Below are 24,466 nucleotides of genomic sequence, written 5' to 3'. Positions count from 1 at the left end.
TTCAAAGGTTGTACTGCTTGCGTTTTCGATACAGCGTTGACGCGTCGATGCCCAGGGTCTTGGCCGCTTGGTCGAGGGTATCGGCCGTGGCCAGTACCGCCCCTATGTGGGCTTTTTCCAGCTCATCGAGGCTCAGCGCGGCGCCAATGCGCGGCGCGTTGTTGACGGGCTGTTCGGCCATGCCCAGATGACTGATTTCCACCTTTTCCTGGGCGCAAATGATGCTGGCGCGCTCCACCACGTTGCGCAGCTCGCGGATATTGCCAGGCCAGCGATAGCCTAGCAGCGCTTCGCGGGCCTCGTCGCTGAACGCACGGGCCGGGCGGGCATACTCCTTGACGAAGCGCGCCAGGAAACGATCGGCCAGGGTGAGGATATCTTCGGCGCGCTCGCGCAGCGGCGGCAGATGCAGCGTGATGACGTTCAGGCGATACAGCAAGTCTTCGCGAAAACGGCCGTCGCGCACCATGTCCTCGAGGTTGAGGTTGGTGGCCGCGAGAATCCGGACATCGGCCCGGCGGGTGACCGGATCGCCGACCCGTTCGTATTCCTTGTCCTGGATGAAACGCAGCAGCTTGGGCTGCAATGTCAGGGGAAAATCGCCGATCTCGTCGAGAAACAGCGTGCCTCCATCCGCCTGGTTGACCCGTCCCAGGGTGCTCTCGCTGGCCCCGGTGAACGCCCCCCGGCTGTGGCCGAACAGTTCGCTCTCCATCAGCTCTGCCGTCAGCGAAGGGCAGTTGATGGTGACGCAGGACTTCTTCGCACGTTTGCTCCAGCCGTGGATGGCCCGGGCCAACTCGCCCTTACCAGTGCCCGACTCACCCAGGATCAGGATGTTGGCGTCGGTGCTGGCGACCTGGCGGGCGGTTTCCAGGACAACCTTCATCGCCGGGCTATGGGAGTCCAGGCCGTCATTGGGCTTGCGCATCTCGCCTTCCAGGGCTTCCAGCCTGGCTGACAATTGACGTACTTCCAGCTGTTTGGCAGTCGCCAGGCGCAACTGATCCGGGCTGCAGGGCTTGACGAGATAATCGGCGGCGCCGGCCTGGATCGCATCGACCGCCGTATCGACCGCCGAGTGGGCGGTGACGATCACCACCCGCATCCAGGGGGCCTGGATGCGCATCTGGGCCAGTACATCCAGTCCATTGTCTTCCCCCAGGCGCAGATCTAGAAAGCACAGGTCGAATACCTGGCGTTGCAACAAGGCGTCGGCCTGGGCGGCGCTGCTGGCGGTGGCGACGGTATAGCCTTCGTCTTCCAGGCAATAGCGGAAGGTACGCAGGATGGCAGACTCATCGTCTACCAGCAGAATGCGGCCTTGATGCTCAGTGGCGGATTCCATTTTTCCTACGCTCCTTTAATGAATGATGTTGGTTAGTGTCAGAAAAATCGGGCAAGTTGCATGGTCGATTCTGAGCGAATACTACCTATCGGCAGCCTCGCTGTGGATGGCGGGATTATAAAAGCCTGATTTATCTCCTTTCTTGCCCTGTGCCTGTGTCGAATGGTCTGGCACGCCATTCCGACATCGATTGGCGAGCGGCAATTCAAAAAGAATCCGGATCGACACTTTCCTTGCATACGAAGGCCTGCATATCAGAGGCAGGGGCGCGGGCATTCGTGCAATACGCACGGCCGCAGATTGGAGCATCGTGCAGGATGCGTTCTCCAGTCTTTTTGCGGCTAATATAACTCTATGATTTAAAAGAGTTTTTTCTATAAAAAAATCTGGCATGCCGCCTGCAATGGTCTGATCAACGTAGCGTGCAAACGCCCAACCAGATCACCACCCGGGGTGGGGAGGAATTCCAGGATGAATCGTCAACGTGCCGCCCGATTTTCAATCACTTCCCTGCGCGTACAGCAGGGGTTGTGGGCTGTTCTGGCTTTGCTTGTGACCCTCGTGGTGGGTCAGCAATTGCTTCTCTGGCATTACAGCCAGCAGCCCGAAGCCCCTCTGGTGTCGGTTCAAAGAGCTCCCCAAACCCATTTCAGCCCCGTGGGCAACGTCGCCCAGGCTTCCGCTTCGATGCGCATGATGGACGTCGATCAGGCACAGCCTGTGGCCGACATGCCGCGCCAGGAACGCTGGGTGTTTTAACTCGATGATCCCTGCGTCCTTGGCGCATGGAACCATCTCCGCCAGACCCAAACTAAATAGAAAAGCGTAAGGAGAATCACCATGTTGAGCTGGGCTATTACATTCCTGATCATTGCCATCATCGCCGCCGTCCTGGGCTTCGGTGGTATCGCAGGCACCGCCACGGGCATCGCCAAGATTCTCTTTGTCGTATTCCTGGTGATGTTCATCGCTTCCTTCTTCTTTGGCCGTCGCGGTCGAGGCTGACCATGAGCGTTTCGTTGAAAGGATGGGTAGCCGCCCTGCTCCTGGGCGGCAGCACCCTGGCAATGGCTGCCAATGACGGACAGATGCGGGTCAACCAGTTGCTCGAGTCAGACCCGCAATACCGCGAGACCTGGCAGCAGGTCGTCAAGAAAGAAGAACGCTTGCCGGAATGGGTCATGAACCTGTCCGGCGATTCGGAACAGATGAACGCTGTCGAAGAAGACGGCGACAAGTATCTGGTCGGTCCGCTGTGCGAGACCCAGGCCACCTGTCGCAGCAAGCGCCTGTTCGTGGCCTTCAGTTTCGATAAGGACGAGGCCTACGCCTTGCTGGTCGAGGTACCCGCCGGACTGCCTGCCGACAAATCGCCGACCCGCCACGCCGACTATCGTTTCCTGGGTAACCCGGACGAAGGTATGCAGGAAATGTTAATGGAGCAACTCAAGAAGGATCCTAACTGGTACTGAGTTTCGACAACGGGAACAGCAGTCTTGCTTTTCCCTCTGCACAGCCTGAAGAGGGCTGTTGCATGACCAGGGGGCTGGGACGTTCTGACCATTGAGGGTCGGAGTGACCTACGGGCACAAGGGGTGCCTGCGAAAGGGCCGGGTCAGGTAAAAGCTGCGACGCAGGTTCGCAAAGTCCCTGGGGCTGGGCGAACCTGCGGAGAGCTTTTCAACGCAAGAGGCTTGAGCCAGAGCGCCTGGTCATTTTTATCCCAGCCGTGCCCCATCCCCTGCGGTTTTTTGCCCTTCCAGCGCTCTTTCCCTTCCGGACCTGACCGTTAATCGGAGAAGGTTCGCGCTATTTCATTAAATGACGTTGCGACAATTTGTCTGAGCCCTGGCGGTTTTCCTGGCGCTGAAAAAGGCGCAGGCTACGCTGAAATGGCCGGTTCACGGCGCTTTTGCCTGCCTAATTGGCACATTCGAACCGGTTGGGACGCGCGTTTTGTTTGGAAAAACTCATGCCGATTCGGCATGGGGTAGGCGGTTACGGCATTAGACGATCCCCCCTCGCCTCGCAATAGTTGCGCCTTTTTTCGCCCGCCAGTCAGCCGCCAGCGCGTGCTCGGGGTGACCTTATACGGGGGCAAAAGCGCGGATTCGTGTCGCCATGAGCGGTCCCTTCCATGCTTTTGTCCGTGTCCAATCGAAGTAAGGGTAATGATATGAAGAAGGCAAAACTAAGCCTCGCCTGGCAGATTCTCATCGGCCTGGTGCTCGGGATTGCACTCGGCGCGCTGCTCAACCATTTCAGTGGCGAAAAGGCCTGGTGGATCAGCAACGTGTTGCAACCGGCAGGCGATATCTTCATTCGCCTGATCAAGATGATCGTGATCCCGATCGTGATTTCCTCCCTGATCGTCGGCATTGCCGGGGTCGGTGACGCCAAGAAACTCGGGCGTATCGGCTTCAAGACCATCGTCTATTTCGAAGTCGTCACCACCATCGCTATTGTTGTCGGCCTGCTGCTGGCCAACTTCTTCCATCCAGGCAGCGGCATCGACATGAGCACCCTGGGTACCGTGGACATTTCCAAGTACCAGGCCACGGCCGCCGAAGTCCAGCATGAACATGCCTTTATCCAGACCATCCTCAACCTGATCCCGTCAAACATCTTCGCAGCGGCCGCTCGCGGCGAGATGCTGCCGATCATTTTCTTCTCCGTTCTGTTCGGCCTCGGTCTTTCCAGCCTGCAGCCGGACCTGCGCGACCCGCTGGTGAAAATGTTCCAGGGCGTGTCGGAAAGCATGTTCAAGGTCACCCACATGATCATGAACTACGCGCCGATCGGCGTTTTCGCACTGATCGCGGTGACCGTCGCCAACTTCGGCTTCGCTTCCCTGCTGCCATTGGCAAAACTGGTGATCCTGGTTTACGTCGCCATCGCCTTCTTCGCCTTCGTGGTACTGGGCCTGGTTGCGCGCCTGTTCGGCTTCTCGGTGCTCAAGCTGATGCGCATTTTCAAGGACGAACTGGTGCTGGCCTACTCCACCGCCAGCTCCGAAACGGTATTGCCGCGGGTGATCGAGAAGATGGAAGCCTACGGCGCACCGAAAGCCATCTGCAGCTTCGTGGTGCCCACCGGTTATTCGTTCAACCTCGATGGTTCGACCCTCTATCAGAGCATCGCGGCGATCTTCATCGCCCAGCTGTATGGCATCGACCTGTCCATCAGCCAGCAACTGCTATTGGTTCTGACCCTGATGGTCACTTCCAAGGGCATCGCCGGCGTGCCGGGCGTATCCTTCGTGGTGCTGCTCGCCACCCTCGGCAGTGTCGGTATTCCCTTGGAAGGCCTGGCCTTCATCGCCGGTGTCGACCGCATCATGGATATGGCCCGTACCGCGCTGAACGTGATCGGCAACGCCCTGGCGGTGCTGGTGATCGCTCGTTGGGAAGGCATGTACGACGATGCCAAGGGCCAGCGCTACTGGAACTCCCTGCCACACTGGCGCAGCAAGGAGCCGCTGCCGGCGGGGGAGCCTTCCAGCCATTGATGCCTGCCTTGAGGCCAGGATTGTGACGAGGGGATTTATCCCCCGCTGGGCCGCCAAGCGGCCCCACCATTGCCGATGTCATTGACCAGACCTAGCGCGTCGTCCGGTTTCAGGCCTGCTCCGCAGCCCAGCGGGTTGTGTGCCAGTTGACTGATCGGCATCAGGCTTCAAGGCCCGCGATGGCGACGGCACATTCAACATCCAGGCAAACCCCGGGAAAATCCGGGGTTTGTCGTTTCTGCCAGCCCCGCTATCATTCGCCGCATCTTCCGGGGGATTTAACCGATGCTCAATGGCCTGTGGCTTGGCTTCTTTATCGTGGCGGCCGTATCGGCGCTGGTGCAGTGGCTGGTCGGCGGCAACGCCGGGATCTTCGCGGCCATGGTGGAAAGCATCTTTGCCATGGCCAAGCTGTCGGTGGAGGTCATGGTCCTGCTGTTCGGCACCCTGACCCTCTGGTTGGGGTTCCTGCGCATCGCCGAAAAGGCCGGCATCGTCGACTGGCTGGCCAAGGCCCTCGGCCCGCTGTTCCTGCGCCTGATGCCGGAAGTGCCGCCGGGCCATCCGGCGATCGGCCTGATTACCCTCAACTTCGCCGCCAACGGGCTGGGACTGGATAACGCCGCCACCCCCATCGGCCTCAAGGCCATGCGTGCCCTGCAGGACCTCAATCCCAGCCCGACCATCGCCAGCAATGCCCAGATCCTGTTCCTGGTGCTCAACGCGTCGTCGCTGACGCTGCTGCCGGTGACGATTTTCATGTACCGCGCCCAGCAAGGTGCGCCGGACCCGACCCTGGTGTTCCTGCCGATCCTGCTCGCCACCAGTTGCTCGACCCTGGTGGGGCTGCTGTCGGTGGCGTTCATGCAGCGTCTTCGTCTGTGGGACCCGGTAGTGCTGGCGTACCTGGTGCCCGGTGCGTTGGTGCTGGGCGGTTTCATGGCCATGCTGACGACGCTCTCGGCCACGGCCTTGGCGGGGTTGTCATCGATCCTGGGCAACCTGACGTTGTTCGGCCTGATCATCCTGTTCCTGGTGATCGGCGCGCTGCGCAAGGTCAAGGTCTACGAAGCGTTCGTCGAAGGTGCCAAGGAAGGGTTCGACGTTGCCAAGGGCCTGCTGCCCTACCTGGTGGCCATGCTCTGCGCCGTGGGCGTGCTGCGGGCTTCGGGCGCGCTGGATTTCGGCCTGGATGGCATCCGGCACCTGGTGCAGTGGGCGGGTTGGGACACGCGTTTCGTCGACGCCTTGCCCACGGCCATGGTCAAGCCCTTCTCCGGCAGCGCCGCCCGGGCGATGCTGATCGAAACCATGAAGACTTCCGGGGTGGACAGCTTCCCGGCCCTGGTGGCAGCCACCATCCAGGGCAGCACGGAAACCACCTTCTATGTGCTGGCGGTGTACTTCGGCGCCGTGGGCATCCAGCGGGCGCGGCATGCGGTGGGGTGCGCGCTGCTGGCGGAGCTGGCCGGCGTGCTGGGGGCGATCGGCGTGTGCTACTGGTTCTTTGGCTGAGGTTCAGGGCGCCGGGGTCGCGAAGCGCTGACCCTGCTCCAGCGTCCAGTTCACCACCTCGGCGGTCAGCCGGTCACTGGCCCGGCCAAAGCCATCCACCACCGCCGGTACCTTCACATCGCTCAAGGGCTGGCGCACTTCGAAGCGGCGGCTGGCCAGGATGCGCTGGTCGAAACCACGCACCAGCAATGCATCCAGGCGAACCACCACGCTGGCGGCCGAGCCCTGGTATTCGGTCTGGAACGCCTGCAATTGCCCGCCCAGTTCCAGGTCTGCCTGCAGGTTGCTGTCGGCGACACTCAGCAGCCTGACCCGTCCGTCCTGGGCAAAGCCGTCGAGCAAGCGATTGCGCAGCAACACCGGGGCGGGATCGCTCCAGCGCGAGGCGGCGTAGCTGCTGAACAGGTTGCCCTGGGGAATGACCGCGATTTTCGGGCTGTTGAGCACTTCGCTGGCCTGCGGGCTGGCCAGGCGCAACGACCAGCTCACCGGCGTGCCGGCCGAGGCCGACGCCTGGCTGGCGGGCAGCCGATAGATGTCCGACGGCTCGGCCTTGGGCAGGATCGAACACCCGGTCAGCAGGATAAACGCTGTCAGCACCAGCGCCGGACAGACGAATCGATTGAACGGCTTCATGGCGTGAACTCCTTATCCTTGTCATTGCCCAGCAGATAGCCGCTGGGGTTGGCGTCCAGGCGCCGGGATATACCGCGCAGGGCACTCAGGGTTTCCCGCAGCTCGCGCACGGCCGGCGCCAGGGCGTTGAGGCCTTGCATGCCGTTGTTCAGCGCGTCGCGGTTGTCGTCCAGCAGTCTGTCGAGGGTCGCCGTGCTGCGAGCCAGGGACTCCATGGCCTGGCCGGCATTGCCGAACGCCTGTTTGCCCTGGTCGTTGAGCAGCCCATTGGCGTTGCGCATCAGCGCGGTGGTCTGCTCCAGCGTGGCGCTGGCCTGTTTGCCGATGGACGCCAGTTGCTGCATGGCCTGGCGAATGTCGCCACGCTGATCGGCAATGACCCCGGTGGTTTGTTCCAGATGATCCAGGGTATTGCTCAGGCGCTGGACGTTGTCGGAGGAAAACACCTCGTTGGCGTTGTGCAGCAGCAGGTTGATGTTGGTCATCACGTCGTCGCTGTTATTGAGCAGGCGGGCGATGGGTGAGGGCGCGGCGACGATCACCGGCGGTTCGCCGTCGTGCCCGGTCAATGGCGGGCTCTGGGGCGTGCCGCCACTGAGCTGGATGATCGAGGTGCCGGTGATGCCCGTCAGTGCCAGCTTGGCCTGGGTGTCCTGCTTGATCGGCGTTTCACCGCTCAAGCGCACTCGCGCCAGCACCCGGCGCGGATCGTTCGGATCCAGGCGCAGGTTCACCACGTCCCCGACCTTGATGCCGCTGTATTCCACCGAGCTGCCTCGGGACAAGCCGCTGACAGCCTCGTTGAACACCACTTCGTAATCCTTGAACTCGCTGTCCACGCTGGACTTGGCCAGCCAGAGGCCGAACAGCAGGGCGCTGACCACCACAATGACGGTGAACAGGCCGATCAGCACATGATGGGCTCGGGTTTCCATGTCAAACCTCGTTGGACTGTGTAGCGGCCGACAGCGCCGCGCGGCCGCGAGGGCCATGAAAGTATTCATGAATCCAGGCATCGTCGGTTTCCGACACCTTGTCGATGACATCAGCCACCAGGACTTTTTTCTGGGCCAGCACCGCTACTCGATCCGTGATGGTGTAGAGGGTGTCCAGGTCGTGGGTGACCAGGAACACGCTCAGGCCCAGGGCGTCGCGCAGCGTCAGGATCAACTGGTCGAAGGCCGCCGCGCCGATGGGGTCGAGTCCGGCAGTGGGTTCGTCGAGAAACAGGATGTCCGGGTCCAGGGCCAGCGCACGGGCCAGGGCGGCCCGCTTGATCATGCCGCCGGACAGCGACGCGGGGTACTTGTCCGCGGCCGAGAGCGGCAGTCCGGCCAGGGCGAGTTTCACCGCCGCCAGGTGTTCGGCGTCGGCCCGGCTGAGGCCGGCATGTTCGATCAGCGGCAGGGCGACGTTCTCTGTCACCGTCAGGGACGAAAACAGCGCGCCCTTCTGGAACAGCACGCCAAAGCGTCGTTCCACCCGTGAGCGTTGTGCCGGGGGCAGGCTTGGCAAGTCCTGGCCGAACACCCGCACCGAACCCTCGCTGGGCTGGTTCAGGCCGACGATGCTGCGCAGCAGCACCGACTTGCCACTGCCGGAGCCGCCCACCACGGCGAGGATCTCGCCTTTGTAGACGTCCAGGTCGAGGTTTTCATGCACGCTCTGGCGGCCAAAGCGATTGCACAGGCCGCGCACCTGGATCACCGCGTCGGCGGGTGTAGCACGAGGTCGACTCACCAGCTCATCTCCATGAAAAACAGCGCGGCCACGGCATCCAGCACGATCACCACGAAAATCGACTGCACTACGCTGGAGGTGGTGTGGGCCCCGACCGATTCGGCACTGCCGCTGACCTTGAAGCCTTCCAGGCAGCCGATGGCAGCGATCAGAAACGCGAAGATCGGCGCCTTGACCATGCCCACCACGAAGTGCTGCACGCCGATGTCCGATTGCAGCAGCGACAGGAACATGGCCGGAGAGATGCCCAGGGAAAGGGCGCACACCACGCCGCCGCCAATGATGCCCGCGAGCATGGCCACGAATGTCAGCATGGGCAGCGCCACCAGGAGGGCCAGCACCCTGGGCAGCACCAGCAACTCGACAGGATCGAGGCCGAGGGTCCTGATGGCGTCGATTTCCTCGTTGGCCTTCATCGAGCCGATCTGCGCGGTGAATGCGCTGGCGGTACGACCGGCCATGAGGATCGCCGTCAGCAACACGCCGAATTCACGCAGAAACGAGAACGCCACCAAGTCCACGGTGAAGATACTGGCGCCGAAATCCGCCAGCACCGTCGCCCCGAGGAAGGCCACCACCGCTCCCACCAGGAACGTCAGCAAGGCCACGATGGGTGCCGCGTCCAGGCCGGTCTGCTCGATGTGAACCACCATTGGGGTAATCCGCCAGCGCCGTGGGTGGAACAGGCCGCGGGCCAGGGTTTCCAGGATCAGGCCGACAAAGCCGAGCAACTGCAGGGTGTCCTGCCAGACCTTCTCCACGGCCCGTCCGATGCGTGTCAGCAATTGGGTCACGACGCTGACTTTCGGCTCTTTGTCCGGTACGCAGAAATCCGTCAGCGAGCAATACACGGTCTGCAGCAGGGCGCGCTCGGCTGCCGGCAGGCTGCAGTCCGGGTGTTCGGCGGTCTTGCCCAGCCTTTCCGAACCCAGCAGCTCCACCAATAGCGAGGCTCCGGCGGTGTCGAGGGCGCCGAGGCCGTTGAGATCGATCCGGGCGTTTTCGTCGTACTGGCCGCGCAGCGATTCGCTCAAGCGCTTGAGCTGGGCGTAATGGGCCAGGGTCCAGTCGCCACTGATCCACAGTTGCGCCGGCGAGCCGGACGTGTCGAGTCGGGCACTGCCCATAGGGGGGCTGGGGGTCATAAGCTCCATGCTCGTTCGGTTTGAACAGCGCTACCTAATAGCATGACTGTCATTATTTTGCTGCGGGCGCAGCGGCGCTCACATTGAAACGCAGCACACCGATCACCTGGCCATTTTCCGTGAGCACCCGCACCTGCCATTTGCCTGCCGGGTCATCCGGGAAGTTCTGCTTGTGGGTCCAGGCGCGATAGCCTTCCTTGCGCCCACCGTGGATGTCCAGGGCGATGCGATCGACTTCCTTGCCGTTGAATTGCCAGACGTGATAGATCCGCTCGTCGAGCCCGCGTGGTGCGTTGATCGCCGTGTAGGCGTACAGGCCGTTGCCACGGATCTGGGCGGCGCTGACTTCCTTGAGGCTGGCGCCGGGTGTGCGGTCTTCCAGCTGAGTGCTGATCGCCACTTCGGTCATCCACAATGTCGCGGGCGGTACCCAGGAACGCAGCACCCAGCCGGCAGCGCCAATGCCCAGGGTGATGCACAGGATCGCCAGGGCGTTGCGCACGGTGCGGATCGGGAAGATCGAAGCGAGGCTGGGAAACGACAGCAGCATGGCCGTGCCCAGGGCCAGCTTGAAGCTCTGGTCGGTGGTCAGGTGCAAGATGACCGGCAATGCGGTGAGCAGGGCGGCGAACAGCGTCAGGGTGTGCAACGCCAGGAAGGCCCAGCGCCGGGGCGCCAGCCATTTGTAGTACAGCGGGTCGATGATGGAAATCAGTGCCGCCGCGGTGAGCAGGCCGGTGAAAAGCAGTTGGCTGCTGTTCCAGGTGGTGGTGACGAAGAAAAACGGCAGGACGAAGAACAGGCTTTCCTGGTGGATCATCTGCGTGGCGTAACGCAACAGCGGCTGGGGAATTTCCCGTTTGAAAACCCGCGCGAACAGGCGGGTCAGGCTGTTTTCCAGCATCAGCCAGAGCCAACTCACCAACATCACGATGGCGATCCAGCTCGCCAGGCCCTGCTGGCGGTCCACCAGCATGAAACTGCCGATCCCGGACACGAAACCGCCCAGCGCGATGACCCCCGGGTAGCGCTTCATCAGTTCAAGAAGGCGCTGGATATAGTGAGTCAGGTTTTGCATTCGGCGGTTTCACATCAAGACGTAGGAAATATCCCCGATAGAGTATCGTCCGGGCATCGGCATGGCGAGGCTCGTGATCACCTGTGTCGCGGGAAGTGTTCCGCCCGGCGGCCGATTGGGATAAACCCGTTCGCTACCCATGATACCGGCCGGGCGGGTCAGGCCCTGCGTCGGCGCAGGCGCCACGCCACCCAGGCCAGCAGCAGCCCCATCAAGGCGACCAGGGTCCATACCAGTTCATCGTCGCTGAGCAGCGGCTTTTCGATGCGCAGGTAACCCGGATCCTTGAGCAGTTCGTCCAGGGCCTGGTTGGCCTGTTCCAGGCTCACCGCCTGCAGGCGCACGGCGGGGTTGGCGAAGCGACCGTCCTCGTAGTCGCCCAGGGCGCCCCAGTAGTAATCGGCCAGTGCGCTGTTGCCTTGTACCGCCCAGGACTGATGGGCGATGGCCGCGCGCTTGATGCGCATGAACGTGTCGGGATCCAGTCCGTCCTTGAGCAACGTGTTGCGCAGCGCCTCGAGCGCCGCCTCGGCTTCTGGCAGGTCCTCGCGGGCCAGGTCTGCGTTCAGGCTGAAGAAACCGACGCCACCGAACACTTCCCGCTCCACCCAGGGGCCGTAGGACAGGCCACTGGCCAGGCGCAGTTGGCGATAGAGCGCCCAGTCCAGGTAGTCCTTGAGCAGATCGAAGGTTTCGTCGTGCTGCTGGTCCAGCACCGGCTCCGGGAACAGCCAGTGCAGCTTGGCGCCATCCCCTGACAGGCCGCGGATCAGGTTGCGCTTGGTGACCGCGCTGTAGCGAATCTGCGGCAGCGGTTTGTGGGCGCTGGGCTCGACCGGTTCGAGCGCGCCAAAGGTGCGTTCCAGATAGGCCGGCAGCACCCGGTCGAGATCGCCGACGACAATCAGCGTCATGTTGTTCGGTGCGTACCAGCTTTTGCGAACCTGTTCGAGGCGGGCGAGGGAGTGTTGCCCCACCTCGGCCCGCTCCGCGCAGCGCAGGCCCAGTTCCACCGCCAGCTGATTGCTGGCCCTGTGGCCCAGGTCCTGACGGTCGAGCCAGCGTTGCAGGTGGGTGTAGTGGCCGCCATCCTCGCGTTCGACCACCCGCTTGGCCGCTTCCAGGGCCTTGTCGTCGATGCGGGTGCGGGTCAGCACCGCCAGCAGCAGGTCCAGCACCTTGCGCTGGTTGCTCGCCGGCGCTTCGATGACAAAAGTGGTGTCGGCGTTACTGGTGAAGGCGTTCCACTCGCCGCCCAATGCCTGCATGCGCTCTTCCAGCGCGCCCTCGCCACCCTCGTCGATCCCGCTGAACAGCGCATGCTCGAGCAGGTGCGGCAGCTCCTTGTCGGCGCAACTGAAATCGTCCAGGCCCACGCCAATCACCAGCCGGATCGCGACATGCCCGCGTTCGCTGCCGGGCTTGAGCAATAGCTGCATGCCGTTGGGCAGCGTATACCCTTCGACCTGGAACCGATCCAGGGCCGCCACGGGCAACGAGCCTAGCAAGAGGAGGGCGAGTAACAGACCACGCATAAAATGAGCATCCTGGCGACTGACAGTCCAACCTTGTTGACTGGACAACGCGCCAGATGTTCAAGGCGAATGGGTGATGTCCGAGATTTCATCGGCCGCCAGGGCGCCGATCTCGGCACTTTCCAGCACCACATAGGCACTGCCGCAGAACAGCGAGTTGAGACGCCTCATGTCGGCAATCAGATCCAAGTGCAGGGAACTGGTCTCCAGGCTTTGTATGACCTTGCGCTGCAAACGACTGACGTGAGCATGGGCCATGCGCCTTTCCTGGGCGCGAAAACGCCGTTTCTCACGCAGCAATTGACGGGCGCTTTCCCGGTCGCCACTGAGAAACACCGACAGCCCCAGGCGCAGGTTGGCGATCAGATGGCTGTGCAGCCCCGCCAACTCCTCCAGGCCCACCTCGGAAAAGGACCGCCGCTGCGAGGTCTTCTGCTGCTGGACCTTGCGCAGCATGCGTTCGATAAGGTCGCTGGCCAGCTTCAGGTTGATGGCCAGCTCGATGATCTCCGCCCAGCGGCGGCTGTCCTGTTCACTGAGGTCCTCGCGGGGCATCTGGGCCATGTACAGCTTGATGGCGCTGCACAAGGCTTCGACGTCGTCGCTGACACGCCGGACCTCCTGGGTGACGGCCGTCTGCTGGCCGCGCAGCACGTCGAGCATGGCTTCGAGCATGTTTTCGATCTGGTCGCCGATGCGCAAGGTTTCCCTGGCCGCGTTCGCCAGGGCCAGGCTTGGGGTGGCGAGGGCGGCCGGGTCCAGGTGGCGTGGCTTGGCCGTGCCATTGGTGTCTGGACGGTCTGGCAGCAGCCAGGCGCAGAGTTTCGCCATGGGGGCGACGCTGGGCAGCAGGACCAGGCAACGAACGGCGTTGTAGAGCAGATGGAAGCCGATGACCGTTTCCTGGGGGCTGAAGTCCAGGCTGTCGAGCCAGCCTACCAGCGGATCGAGCACCGGAATGATCAGCAACAGCCCGATCAGCTTGTACAGCAAGCTGCCCAGTGCCACCTGGCGGCCGGCGGCGTTCTGCATGCTGGTACCCAGGAAGGCCAGCACACCGCTGCCGATGTTGGCGCCGATCACCAGACCAATGGCGACCGGCAGGCTGATCACCGCCGCGCCGGCCAGGGTGGCGGTCAACAGCACGGCGGCCAGGCTGGAGTAGGACACCATGGCAAAGACCGCACCGACCAGGGCGTCGAGGAGGATGTCACCGGTCAACGAAGCGAAGATCACTTTCACGCCCTGGGCGTGGGTGATGGGCGCGGCGGCCTCGACGATCAATTGCAGCGCCAGGATGATCAGGCCCAGGCCGATGCCCACCCGCCCCATCTGCCCGACGCGCGTCTGCTTGCGCGACAGGAAGAAAATCACCCCGAGGAAAATCAGCAAGGGCGACAGCCAGGACAGGTCCAGGGTCAGCACCCGGGCCATCAGTGCCGTGCCGACGTCGGCGCCCAGCATGGTCGCCAGGGCAGGAGTCAATGCCATCAGGCCCTGGCCGACGAAGGAGGTGACCAGCATGGCGGTGGCATTGCTGCTCTGGACCATGGCCGTGACCATGATACCGGCGATGAAAGCCAGCCAGCGCCTGGACATGTTCTGGCTGATGACGTGCCGCAGGTTCGAGCCGTAGACCCGCAGGATGCCGGTACGGACAATGTGCGTGCCCCAGATCAGCAGGGCCACGGCGGAGAGCAAGTTGAGCAGGGTCAGCATGAGAAGCCCCCTGTTAGCGTCCCAAAGGGACAAATTGACGGTGCCACATTCTTCGTTCTTGTATTTAAGCTGTAGTTGGCGAACGGTTCGGACGCCAGCATTACACAGCTAAAGAATCGTTTGAAACAAAACTGTCATAAAAATACCCCCTCAGCTCCAGTGAGAGCGAGCGTGCTCGCGATGGGGCCCCGACATTCAACCTCTTCATTGCCCACAGACCGCTATCGCGAGCAAGCTCGCTCCCACAGGGGCCTTTCTCCGGGCATGAAAAAGGGGCTCCAGAGAGCCCCTTCGTTCATTGCCCCGTATCGTTACTGACCGGGAACATCCTTGCGCAGTTTCACTGGATCCTGCTGCTTGCGCTTGCGGGCCATCGCGGTGCGCATCTTGATGTTGATGGCTTCCACCGCCAGGGAGAACGCCATGGCGAAGTAGACGTAGCCCTTAGGTACATGCACATCGAGGGACTCGGCGATCAGCACGGTACCGACCACCAGCAGGAACGACAGCGCCAGCATTTTCAGCGACGGGTGCTTGTCGATGAACTGGCTGATGGTGCCCGAGGCCAGCATCATCACCAGGACCGCCACGATGATCGCCGCCACCATGACCGGTACATGGGAGACCATGCCCACGGCGGTGATGACCGAGTCCAGGGAGAACACGATGTCGATGATCGCGATCTGGATGATGGTGTAGATGAAGCTGCCGCCCTTGCCCGCAGGCGCCTCGTTGCTTTCGTCTTCACCTTCCAGGGCGTGGTACATCTCCTGGGAGCTTTTCCACAGCAGGAACAGGCCACCGAAGAACAGGATCAGGTCACGACCGGAGATACCCTTGCCGAACACTTCGAACAAATCGGTGGTCAGGCGCATGACCCAGGTGATGGACAACAGCAGCAGGATCCGCGTGATCATGGCCAGGGCCAGACCGAAAATCCGGGTGCGCGCCTGCATGTGCTTGGGCATGCGGCTGACCAGGATCGAAATCATGATGATGTTATCGATGCCCAAGACAATTTCCAGGGCCGTCAGGGTAAAGAAGGCAACCCAGATTTCCGGGTTGGTCAGCCATTCCATGTGAGTTCCTTTGAGCGTTTGTTAGGCCGCGTCGCTTCGGTTCGTACGAGAGCGACGCAGCGTCATGTGTTGCTTTTATAGAGTGCTGAACAGCGGAAAAATCCCCATCAGCAAGGCGGCGAACATTATGCACAGGCAAACCAGTACTGCCCACTTCAGCGTGAAGCGCTGGTGGTCGCCGAACTCGATCCCGGCCAAGGCTACCAGCAGGTAGGTGGACGGAACCAGCGGGCTCAGCAGGTGCACGGGCTGGCCAACGATGGAGGCACGTGCCATTTCAACCGGCGAGATACCGTAATGACTGGCTGCTTCGGCCAGCACCGGTAACACCCCGTAATAAAATGCGTCGTTGGACATGAAGAAAGTGAACGGCATGCTGGCCAGCGCGGTAATCACGGCCAGGTACGGGCCGAGGAAATCCGGGATCACGGCCAACAGGCTCTTGGACATGGCGTCGACCATACCGGTACCGGACAGGATGCCGGTGAAGATACCCGCCGCGAAAATCAGCCCGACCACCGCCAGTACGCTACCGGCATGCGCCGCAACGCGGTCTTTCTGCTGCTGCAGGCAAGGGTAGTTGACGATCATCGCGATGCTGAAGGCCACCATGAACAGCACCGGCAGCGGCAGCAGGCCAGCGATCAGGGTGCACATCAGGCCCAGGGTCAGCGCGCCGTTGAACCAGATCAGCTTCGGACGGCGGGCGTCCGGGAACTGGGAAACGCTGATCTCGCTGTGATCCATTTCCTCGCCCACCAGGTGCAGTTCACCCAGGCGCGCACGCTCGCGCTTGCCGTACATATAGGCAATCACCAGGATCGCCACGACACCGAAGGCCATCGCCGGGATCATCGGAACGAAGATGTCGGACGGGTCGACATGCAACGCACTGGCCGCACGCGCCGTCGGGCCGCCCCAAGGGGTCATGTTCATCACGCCGCCGGCGAGGATGATCAGGCCGGCCATGATCCGTGGGCTCATGCCGATGCGGCTGTAGAGCGGCAGCATCGCGGCCACGCAGATCATATAAGTGGTCGCGCCGTCGCCATCGAGGGAGACGACGAGCGCCAGAACGGCGGTACCGACCGAAACTTTCAGCGGGTCGCCCTTGACCAGCTTGAGAATCTTGCGCACGGCCGGGTCGAACAGGCCGGAATCGATCATCAGCGCAAAATACAGAATCGCGAACATCAGCATCACCCCGGTCGGGGCGAGCTTGGTGATGCCTTCGAGCATCATCGGGCCGATTTTCGGCGCAAAACCACCGAACAGGGCGAACAGGATCGGAATGATGATCAGGGCGATCAGCGCGGACAGGCGCTTGGTCATGATCAGGAACATGAAGGTGATGACCATGGCGAAGCCAAGGAAAGTCAGCATGGGGAATACTCCAGGCGTGGCGTGGCGGGTAAAGGCGAACCGCAGAGGTCAGCGCAGAACGAGAGGCACGGAACGGACGGATGGAGTGGGTACGACGGGATGAATAGCAGAGGACATCAGGGTCACCATTGTTGTTGTTAAAAAGGCCAGACGCGCATTCGAGCTGCGTCTCGGGCCGCCGGTCTTTTGCCGGGAGTGGGGGCGATCCTAATCGCGCTAGCTTTCATCAAGCTTTCGCAGGGTAAATGGGGGACGAGCCGCAGATGATGACCTTGTTAGGCGGCACTGCTGTGGCGAGGGGATTTATCCCCGCTGGGGCGCGAAGCGGCCATGAAACCTGTCATCGTGTAATACCCGGAGAATGCACTCTGCCCTTTTGGGCCTGCTGCGCAGTCCAGCGGGGATAAATCCCCTCGCCACAGGAGCAATCAAGTTCTTGCGGCAAACACCGAAAGATTCAACGGCCGCATCGCGCCCATCCAGATCGCATGGTCGGTGTGGTCCTTCAGGTCATCGCCGGTGTCCGGGTGCAGGAAGATCACCAGGCCATTGCGATTGAGCGCGAGCCACGGCAGGACTACGCCGATGTACTGCGGGTCGAACGCCAGCTGGCAACTCCAGTCCGGATGAGGGCCGACCGGACGCTGGTGGACCCGGCCCATCTTCAGCGCAAACAGCTGCGCCGCTTCCTCACACAGTGCCCGGGCCTGGTCCAGGGTGCTGGCATCGAAATAGACGTGGGCATGATAGCCCTTGATCCGTTGCATCTTTCACTCCTTGTCCTGCAAGGCCGAACCCTCCGGGTTTTCCACGGGTCAGAGGCTTACATGCGGTAAAAAAGGAAAACAGCCATGAAGAACGCCGAAACCCCGGTCATCAAAGTGGTGCTCTATGGTGCCATGAGCAGCCTCGGCAGTGCGTTGATGGCTGAGATGCTGCGGCGCCAGCATGAAGTCATTGCCATTCTCGATGATCTCACGGCGCTGGCGCCGCGTCCGGGCCTGCGGGCCAAGACGGGGGATCTCTATGATCCCGAACGGGTCAAGCAGAGCGTCGCCGGTACCGACGCGGTGGTGTGTCTGCTGAACGCTCCGGGTTTGCCGATGAACAGCGAACAGGTGGAGCGCACGCTCATTCCGGGCCCGGTGGAACAGGTGCTGGCGGTGGATGCCTTGATTGCCGGGATGCAGGCGGTCAAGGTTTCCCGGTTGTTCCTGGTGGGGGATTTCGCTGTGCTGGACGAGGAACAGGTCGAAGATGACCTGCAGCGTCATGCCGCCGAGGAGATCCTCGATGCCCTGCGACACAGCTCGCTGCAATGGACCCTCGTCAACTCACCCTATGCCGCCGCCGGGTTGAGTATCGAGCATTTCAGCCAGGTCAGCACCAGCCTGGAACCCGGCGTGGCCGAGTCCCTCGAAAGGCTCAACCGTGTGGCGGTCGGCATTGCCGATGAGCTGCGCCTGAACCTGCATGTGGGCGAACATGTGAATTTCATGGCTGCCACCTGATCCCCAGCCCCGACGAGCGAGCGCCCTGGCCACTCAGACGGCAATCGACGGTAATGGCAAGCCGGTAAGCGACTCGCCACTGTTGGCCTGTTCTTCCATCAGCCAGTCCACGAACTGCTTGATCAGGACGCCGCGTCTTTTGCGCTGGGGCAAGACGACGTAGTACCCCAGCCGCGACAGCACCGTCTCGGTAATCGGACGACAGAGCAGGCCTTGGGCCAATAAGTTATCCACAAGGTGCCGCCAGCCAATGGCGACGCCCTGGCCGCCAATCGCCGCCTGGATCAGCAGGGTGTAGTTGTCGAAACGCAGTTGCCCGGGGGCCGGTGGCGAGGTGATGCCCAGTTCCCGGAACACGCCGCTCCAGTCGAACCAGTTGCTGCTGTTACTGCCTCGCAAGTGCAGCAAGGGCAGCTCGGACAACGCCTGGGCGGACAAGGGCAGGGGACGTTCCTTGAGCAGCAGCGGGCTGCACACCGGAAATACTTCTTCGCTGAACAACCAGCGACTTTCGCCTTGTTTAAAGCGACCGTCGCCAAACAGCACAGCAACGTCGATATCGGTACGCAGCATGTTGTGGTTACGCTCGCTGGTCACCAGGCTGACATCCACCTGTGGGTTGGCCGCATGGAAACGGTGCAGGCGCGGCATCAGCCAATAGGCCGCGAAAGCGAAGTCCGTGGCCACCTGCAGCACTTCGTGCTGGCGTTGAGCGGTGATGGCGTTGAGTCCCTCGTCGATGTTCTGCAGCCCCGCCTGCACTTGTTCGAACAGGATCGTGCCGGCCTCGGTCAGCTCGATCCCGCGATAGATCCGGTCGAACAGGCGCGTGCCCAGCTGTTCTTCAAGGCGCTTGATCTGCTGGCTGATGGCCGGCTGCGTGGTCCCCAGCTCGACGGCCGCCGCCGTGAAGCTGCGTTGGCGAGCCGCGGCTTCAAAGGCACGGAACAGGTCCAGGGACAGGTCACCCAAGGCGTCATACATAAGCTGTGCTTATCCTAGTCATTGTTCTGCATGGGCTTTACCGTAACAGACACGGGGCACATGCTCGATCGCAGCAATTTCCCATAACCGCTCACTATGGAATGCCGCGAACACATGAAGCGCAAGAACATTCTTTTCATCATGGCCGATCAGATGGCCGCGCCAATGTTGCCGATCTATGGCTCTTCGCCGATCAAGCTGCCAAACCTGTCACGCCTGGCCGACCAGGGCGTGGTATTCGACGCCGCGTATTGCAACAGCCCGCTGTGTGCACCGTCGCGCTTTACCCTGGTGAGCGGCCAGTTACCCAGCAAGATCGGCGCCTACGACAACGCGGCGGATTTTCCCGCTGATGTCCCGACTTATGCCCATTACCTGCGACGCCTGGGCTATCGCACGGCGCTGTCCGGCAAGATGCACTTTTGCGGACCCGACCAGTTGCACGGCTACGAAGAACGCCTGACCAGTGATATCTACCCCGCCGACTACGGCTGGGCCGTGAACTGGGACGAACCGGACGTGCGGCCGAGCTGGTACCACAACATGTCTTCGGTGTTGCAGGCCGGGCCTTGCGTACGAACCAATCAGCTGGACTTCGATGAAGAGGTGGTCTTCAAGGCCCAGCAGTATCTGTTCGACCACATCCGCGAGGACGGCGACCAGCCGTTCTGCCTGACCGTGTCGATGACCCACCCCCATGACCCGTACACGATTCCCAAGACCTTCTGGGACCTGTATGAAGACAAGGACATCCCGCTGCCCCACACGCCGGCGCAAAGCGAGCTCGACCCGCATTCCCAGCGCCTGTTGAAAGTCTATGATCTGTGGGACAAGCCCCTGCCTGTGGATAAGATTCGCGATGCCCGTCGTGCCTACTTCGGTGCGTGCAGCTACATCGACAGCAACATCGGCAAGCTGCTGCAGACCCTGGAGGATACCGGCCTGATGGACGACACCATCATCATCTTCTCCGGCGATCACGGGGACATGCTCGGTGAGAAAGGCCTCTGGTACAAAATGCACTGGTTCGAGATGGCCGCTCGTGTGCCGCTGCTGATCAGTGCGCCTGGCCAATTCGCCAGCGGTCGCGTCGGCGCGGCGGTGTCCACTGCCGATCTGCTGCCGACCCTGGTGGAACTGGCCGGCGGCACCCTGGAGCCGGGCCTGCCCCTGGATGGCCGGTCGCTGGTGCCGCACCTGCAAGGGCAGGGCGGGCACGATGAAGTGTTCGGTGAATACATGGCCGAAGGCACCATCAGTCCCTTGATGATGATCCGTCGTGGTCCGTGGAAATTCATCTACAGCGAAGACGACCCGTGCCTGCTGTTCAATGTTCGAAACGATCCCAGGGAACTGGAGGATCTCAGCCAATCGCCGGATCACCAGCAGCTATTCGCCGATTTTCTCGCCGAAGCGCGAGCCAAGTGGGACATCCCAGGCATTCATCGACAGGTGCTCGCCAGTCAGCGGCGCCGTCGTTTCGTCGCCCAGGCGCTGACCCTGGGCAAACTCAAGAGCTGGGATCACCAGCCGCTGGTGGACGCCAGCCAGCAGTACATGCGCAATCACATCGACCTCGACGATCTGGAGCGCAAGGCCCGTTATCCACAACCCTGCCAAAACCAATAACGTAAGGGGAAGCACATGCAAAAGTTATCCACAGTACTGACCGCCGGGCTGTTGGCGTTGAGCAGTGCTTCGGCGTGGGCCGAGCAGAGCTGCGAAACGGTGAAGATGGCCGACCCGGGCTGGAGCGATATCGCGGCGACCAACGCCATTACCGGTTTGCTGCTGGACGGCATGGGATACAAGCCCAGAGTGGATACCCTGGCGGTGCCGATCACCTTCGGCGGCCTCAAGGACGGTCAGGTCGACGTCTTCCTGGGTAACTGGATGCCGGCGCAGCAGGGCTTCTATGACAAGTTCGTGGCCACGGGCGATGTCACGCAGTTGGCCAAGAACCTGGACGGCACCGAGTTCACCCTGGCGGTTCCGGATTACGTGTGGGATGCAGGTGTGCATAACTTTGCCGACCTGAACAAATTTGCCGACAAGTTCGACAAGAAAATCTACGGCATCGGTTCTGGCGCCCCGGCCAACCTGTCCTTGAAGGAAATCATCAAGACCAATGATTTCGGCATGGGCGAGTGGAAACTGGTGGAGTCCAGCGAACAGGCGATGCTGGCGGAAGTGTCCCGGGCCGTGAAGAAACAGAAATTCGTGACTTTCCTCGGCTGGACGCCGCACCCCATGAACGTGCAGCTCAAGATGCATTACCTCAAGGGTGGCGAGAAATATTTCGGCGAGACAGGCAGTGTCTATACCCTGACCCGCAAGGGTTATGCACAGGCCTGCCCGAACGTTGGCAAGCTGTTGACCAACCTGAGTTTCACCCAGGAAATGGAAAACAGCATCATGGCCGACGTGGTGAACAACAAGGTCAGCAACGCCGAAGCGGCCAAGGCCTGGATCAAGGCCAACCCGGCGGTGCTGGACAAATGGCTGGACGGCGTGAAGACCCTGGATGGCAAGGATGCGCTGGCGGCGGTGAAAGCCAAGCTGTAAGGCCGGCCTGTGGCGGGGGTTTATCACCGTTGGACTGCGAAGCAGCCCTGAAGCCCCCCAGCGTGCCAGGGATGGCGCCAACCGATCGGGGAGGTTTCGCAACCCAGCGGGTTAAATCCTCTCGCCACAGATATGACCTTCACAGAGAGAGCGGCGCGCTGTCCTGTTACTCTTTCGCCAAACCCCATCCCTGAGGCCCCATGGCAATCCCCACGCGCCATTCACTCTTTCCCTTCCTGAGCTGGCTGCCCCGGCAGACCCGCCAGAGTGTCGGCCGCGACCTGATCGTCGGCCTGAGCGGTGCGATTCTCGCGTTGCCGCAATCCATCGCCTACGCCCTGATTGCCGGCTTGCCCCCGGAGTACGGTTTGTACGCGGCCATCGTGCCGGTGCTGATCGCCTGCCTGTGGGGATCGTCGTGGCACCTGATCTGCGGGCCTACGGCGGCGATCTCCATCGTCTTGTACGCCAGCGTCAGCCCTCTGGCCGTGCCGGCTTCCCAGGACTACATCACCCTGATCCTGCTGCTGACGGTACTGGCGGGCATTTTCCAATGGTTGCTGGGGCTGTTGCGTTTCGGCGCCCTGGTGAATTTCGTTTCGCACTCGGTGGTGCTGGGTTTCACCCTGGGCGCGGCGGTGGTCATCGCCCTTGGGCAATTGCCCAACCTGCTGGGCCTGGACCTGCCGAACGAAGCCACGGCGCTGAAGGGCCTGTTGATGTTGCTCAGCCATATCCAGGCTGTGGATAAACCTTCCTTGCTGCTGGGTTTGGCAACACTGGTGCTGGGTGTGGTGCTCAAGCGGCTGCTGCCGCGCTGGCCGAGCCTGTTGATAACCCTGGTCATCAGCAGTCTGGTGGTCTGGCTGTGGCCGACGATGTTCGGGCATGTGGCGCTGGTCAGTGCCTTTGTCGGGCGCCTGCCGCCCTTCACGCCGCTGCCGCTGGACCTGGAGCTGATACTGCGTCTGCTACCCGGGGCCGTTGCGGTGGGCATGCTGGGGTTGGTGACCAGTTTGTCCATTGCCCGTTCGCTGTCGGTACGCTCCGGGCAATTGCTCGATGCGAACCAGGAAGTCAGGGCCCAGGGCCTTTCCAATATCGTGGGAGGTTTCTTTTCCGGCTCGTTGTCGGCCGGTTCCTTCACTCGCTCCGGCCTCAGTTATGAAGCGGGGGCCTGTTCGCCCCTGGCCGGGGTGTTCTCGGCATTGTGGGTGGCCTTGTTCGCGGTGGCCGGTGCGAAGCTGATCTCGCACATCCCTATTCCGGCCATGGCCGGCAGCATTCTGCTGATTGCCTGGGGATTGGTGGACCATCGTGGCATCCGGGCGTTGTACCGGGTAAGCCGCTCCGAATTCATGGTGATGGGCCTGACGTGCCTGGCCACCTTGCTGCTGGAGCTGCAGACCGCCATCTATGCCGGTGTGTTGGCCTCGCTGTTTTTTTACCTCAAGCGCACCTCGCAGCCCCGAGTGCAGCACTCCCGCGAAGGGGACGCCGATATCCTGCGGGTCGGTGGTTCGATCTTTTTCGGGGCCAGCCATTACCTGCAGGTACGCCTGCAACGTTTGCAGGCGCAACAGGTGGTGATCGATGCCCAGCAGATCAACTTCATCGATTATTCCGGGGTGGAAATGCTCCATCAGGAAGCCCGCCGGCTGCGCACCCAGGGACGCCGCCTGACCTTGCGCAAGGCCAGGCCCCATGTGGTGGAGGAGTTGATGAAGCTGGAGGGGCCGCAGCACTGCCCGATTCTCTTCGAAGACTGAAGGCGCGCAGAGAGCTCAAGGCCCATACGCCTGTGGAAGGGGATTTAGCGGAACGTCGCATCGCTCCGCTTTTTTTGGACTGTTTCGCACTCCAACGGGGATAAATCCCCTCGCCACAAGCCAAAAGCCTACAGGGCCAACTGGCGGCGCAGCTCCGCCAGTACCGGCGCCGTGTCCGGGCGTATCCCGCGCCACAGAAAAAACGCTTCGCCGGCCTGTTCGGCCAGCATCCCCAGGCCATCCATCGCCACCGCCGCGCCTTGCTCACGGGCCCAACGGCAGAACGAAGTCGGCTCCTTGCCATACATCATGTCGTAGCAGAAGGTCTTGCCGGGTTCGATCAGGCTTGCGGCAATCGGCGGTACGTCTCCGGACAGGCTTGCAGACGTCGCATTGATGATCAGGTCCACCGGCTCTCGCAGCCAATCGAAGCCACTGGCCGAGACGGGGCCCAGGTCAGCGAACAGCTCCGCCAGCAATTCGGCTTTTTCCACCGTGCGGTTGGCGATGATCACCGAGGCCGGCGCTTCGGCCAGCAGCGGTTCCAGGGCACCACGCACGGCCCCGCCCGCGCCCAGCAACAGGATGCGCTTGCCCTTGAGGCTGAAGCCGGCGTTGACGGTGAGGTCCCGCACCAGCCCGGCACCATCGGTGTTGTCGCCCAGCAGGCGGCCGTCGTCCAGCTTGCTCAGGGTGTTGACCGCCCCGGCCCGCTGCGCCCGCTCGGTCAGGCTGTCGGCCAGTCGGAAGGCGTCTTCCTTGAACGGTACCGTGACATTCGCCCCGCGACCTTCGCGGAAAAATTCCCGTGCGCAACCGGCAAAATCGTCCAGGGGGGCCAGAAGGGTGCTGTAGTCCAGCGTCTGTCCGGTCTGCTCGGCAAACAGGCGATGGATCAACGGCGACTTGCTGTGGCCGATCGGGTTACCCATTACAACGTAGCGGTCCATG

At 62.0% G+C, this 24,466-nt stretch carries 22 protein-coding genes; 9 read left to right on the top strand and 13 right to left on the bottom strand.

Going from position 1 to position 24,466, the window contains the following annotated elements:
- Window position 1: 1 nt before the first annotated feature.
- Complete coding sequence (algB, locus tag BW992_RS06860) at window positions 2-1,348, bottom strand: sigma-54-dependent response regulator transcription factor AlgB (RefSeq protein WP_072398276.1); 1,347 nt, start codon at window positions 1,346-1,348, stop codon at window positions 2-4.
- 471 nt (window positions 1,349-1,819) lie between these two features.
- Between algB and BW992_RS06855 the strand changes: the two genes are divergently transcribed.
- The 5 genes from BW992_RS06855 (at window position 1,820) to BW992_RS06835 (ending at window position 6,371) form a co-directional block, all read left to right on the top strand.
- Complete coding sequence (locus BW992_RS06855; RefSeq protein ID WP_072398274.1) at window positions 1,820-2,107, top strand: hypothetical protein; 288 nt, start codon at window positions 1,820-1,822, stop codon at window positions 2,105-2,107.
- Window positions 2,108-2,188: 81 nt separating this feature from the next.
- Window positions 2,189-2,353 (top strand): DUF1328 domain-containing protein, encoded by a 165-nt coding sequence (locus tag BW992_RS06850; RefSeq protein WP_003177151.1) that lies wholly within the window; start codon window positions 2,189-2,191, stop codon window positions 2,351-2,353.
- Window positions 2,354-2,355: 2 nt separating this feature from the next.
- Entirely contained in the window at window positions 2,356-2,820 is a 465-nt protein-coding gene (locus BW992_RS06845; RefSeq protein ID WP_072398273.1) for an inhibitor of vertebrate lysozyme family protein, read from the top strand.
- Between the two features lie 704 nt (window positions 2,821-3,524).
- Window positions 3,525-4,856, top strand: coding sequence for a glutamate/aspartate:proton symporter GltP (gltP, locus tag BW992_RS06840; RefSeq protein WP_072398271.1), 1,332 nt, complete (start codon window positions 3,525-3,527; stop codon window positions 4,854-4,856).
- Between the two features lie 285 nt (window positions 4,857-5,141).
- Window positions 5,142-6,371, top strand: coding sequence for a nucleoside recognition domain-containing protein (locus BW992_RS06835; protein ID WP_072398269.1), 1,230 nt, complete (start codon window positions 5,142-5,144; stop codon window positions 6,369-6,371).
- Between the two features lie 3 nt (window positions 6,372-6,374).
- Here BW992_RS06835 and BW992_RS06830 read toward each other — a convergent pair whose 3' ends face one another.
- From BW992_RS06830 to BW992_RS06785, 10 genes are all read right to left on the bottom strand, one after another.
- Window positions 6,375-7,007, bottom strand: a complete 633-nt coding sequence (locus BW992_RS06830) for an ABC-type transport auxiliary lipoprotein family protein (protein ID WP_072431300.1) — start codon at window positions 7,005-7,007, stop codon at window positions 6,375-6,377.
- Window positions 7,004-7,942, bottom strand: coding sequence for an MlaD family protein (locus tag BW992_RS06825; protein ID WP_072398266.1), 939 nt, complete (start codon window positions 7,940-7,942; stop codon window positions 7,004-7,006). The genes BW992_RS06830 and BW992_RS06825 overlap by 4 nt, the downstream gene beginning before the upstream one ends.
- 1 nt (window position 7,943) lies before the next feature.
- On the bottom strand, window positions 7,944-8,747 hold the full coding sequence (locus BW992_RS06820) for an ABC transporter ATP-binding protein (RefSeq protein WP_072398264.1): 804 nt from the start codon (window positions 8,745-8,747) through the stop codon (window positions 7,944-7,946).
- The gene (locus BW992_RS06815; RefSeq protein WP_076405852.1) at window positions 8,744-9,892 is read right to left on the bottom strand and encodes an ABC transporter permease; all 1,149 of its coding nucleotides are present in this window, start codon (window positions 9,890-9,892) and stop codon (window positions 8,744-8,746) included. The genes BW992_RS06820 and BW992_RS06815 overlap by 4 nt, the downstream gene beginning before the upstream one ends.
- Window positions 9,893-9,944: 52 nt before the next feature.
- Window positions 9,945-10,970 (bottom strand): DUF5924 family protein, encoded by a 1,026-nt coding sequence (locus BW992_RS06810; protein ID WP_076405850.1) that lies wholly within the window; start codon window positions 10,968-10,970, stop codon window positions 9,945-9,947.
- A 158-nt stretch (window positions 10,971-11,128) separates the two neighbouring features.
- Window positions 11,129-12,505 carry a M16 family metallopeptidase gene (locus BW992_RS06805; protein WP_076405848.1) on the bottom strand — a complete coding sequence of 459 codons (1,377 nt, stop codon included), beginning with the start codon at window positions 12,503-12,505 and terminating at the stop codon, window positions 11,129-11,131.
- Window positions 12,506-12,565: 60 nt separating this feature from the next.
- The gene (locus BW992_RS06800) at window positions 12,566-14,224 is read right to left on the bottom strand and encodes a Na/Pi cotransporter family protein (protein ID WP_072398240.1); all 1,659 of its coding nucleotides are present in this window, start codon (window positions 14,222-14,224) and stop codon (window positions 12,566-12,568) included.
- Between the two features lie 311 nt (window positions 14,225-14,535).
- Window positions 14,536-15,303, bottom strand: a complete 768-nt coding sequence (locus tag BW992_RS06795) for a TerC family protein (RefSeq protein ID WP_072398238.1) — start codon at window positions 15,301-15,303, stop codon at window positions 14,536-14,538.
- A 75-nt stretch (window positions 15,304-15,378) separates the two neighbouring features.
- Entirely contained in the window at window positions 15,379-16,686 is a 1,308-nt protein-coding gene (locus BW992_RS06790) for a CitMHS family transporter (RefSeq protein ID WP_072398236.1), read from the bottom strand.
- A 428-nt stretch (window positions 16,687-17,114) separates the two neighbouring features.
- Window positions 17,115-17,453 carry a DOPA 4,5-dioxygenase family protein gene (locus BW992_RS06785; protein WP_072398234.1) on the bottom strand — a complete coding sequence of 113 codons (339 nt, stop codon included), beginning with the start codon at window positions 17,451-17,453 and terminating at the stop codon, window positions 17,115-17,117.
- An 84-nt stretch (window positions 17,454-17,537) separates the two neighbouring features.
- Here BW992_RS06785 and BW992_RS06780 point away from each other — a divergent pair, with 84 nt between their 5' ends.
- Entirely contained in the window at window positions 17,538-18,197 is a 660-nt protein-coding gene (locus BW992_RS06780) for an NAD(P)-dependent oxidoreductase (protein WP_076405846.1), read from the top strand.
- Window positions 18,198-18,230: 33 nt separating this feature from the next.
- Here the strand turns inward: BW992_RS06780 and BW992_RS06775 are convergent, their stop codons facing one another.
- Complete coding sequence (locus tag BW992_RS06775) at window positions 18,231-19,181, bottom strand: choline sulfate utilization transcriptional regulator (RefSeq protein ID WP_072431298.1); 951 nt, start codon at window positions 19,179-19,181, stop codon at window positions 18,231-18,233.
- Between the two features lie 114 nt (window positions 19,182-19,295).
- Between BW992_RS06775 and betC the strand changes: the two genes are divergently transcribed.
- The 3 genes from betC (at window position 19,296) to BW992_RS06760 (ending at window position 23,515) form a co-directional block, all read left to right on the top strand.
- Complete coding sequence (gene betC, locus BW992_RS06770) at window positions 19,296-20,810, top strand: choline-sulfatase (protein WP_072398229.1); 1,515 nt, start codon at window positions 19,296-19,298, stop codon at window positions 20,808-20,810.
- 15 nt (window positions 20,811-20,825) lie between these two features.
- Window positions 20,826-21,746, top strand: a complete 921-nt coding sequence (gene choX / locus BW992_RS06765; protein WP_072398204.1) for a choline ABC transporter substrate-binding protein — start codon at window positions 20,826-20,828, stop codon at window positions 21,744-21,746.
- A 200-nt stretch (window positions 21,747-21,946) separates the two neighbouring features.
- Window positions 21,947-23,515, top strand: a complete 1,569-nt coding sequence (locus BW992_RS06760) for a SulP family inorganic anion transporter (RefSeq protein WP_072398202.1) — start codon at window positions 21,947-21,949, stop codon at window positions 23,513-23,515.
- Between the two features lie 128 nt (window positions 23,516-23,643).
- Here the strand turns inward: BW992_RS06760 and aroE are convergent, their stop codons facing one another.
- Window positions 23,644-24,465, bottom strand: coding sequence for a shikimate dehydrogenase (aroE, locus tag BW992_RS06755; protein ID WP_076405844.1), 822 nt, complete (start codon window positions 24,463-24,465; stop codon window positions 23,644-23,646).
- Window position 24,466: the final 1 nt, after the last annotated feature.

Source organism: Pseudomonas sp. 7SR1, from assembly GCF_900156465.1.
GTDB lineage: Bacteria > Pseudomonadota > Gammaproteobacteria > Pseudomonadales > Pseudomonadaceae > Aquipseudomonas.
The sequence above is the reverse complement of the archived record's forward strand: the minus strand, read 5'-3'. Positions and strand labels throughout refer to the sequence as shown.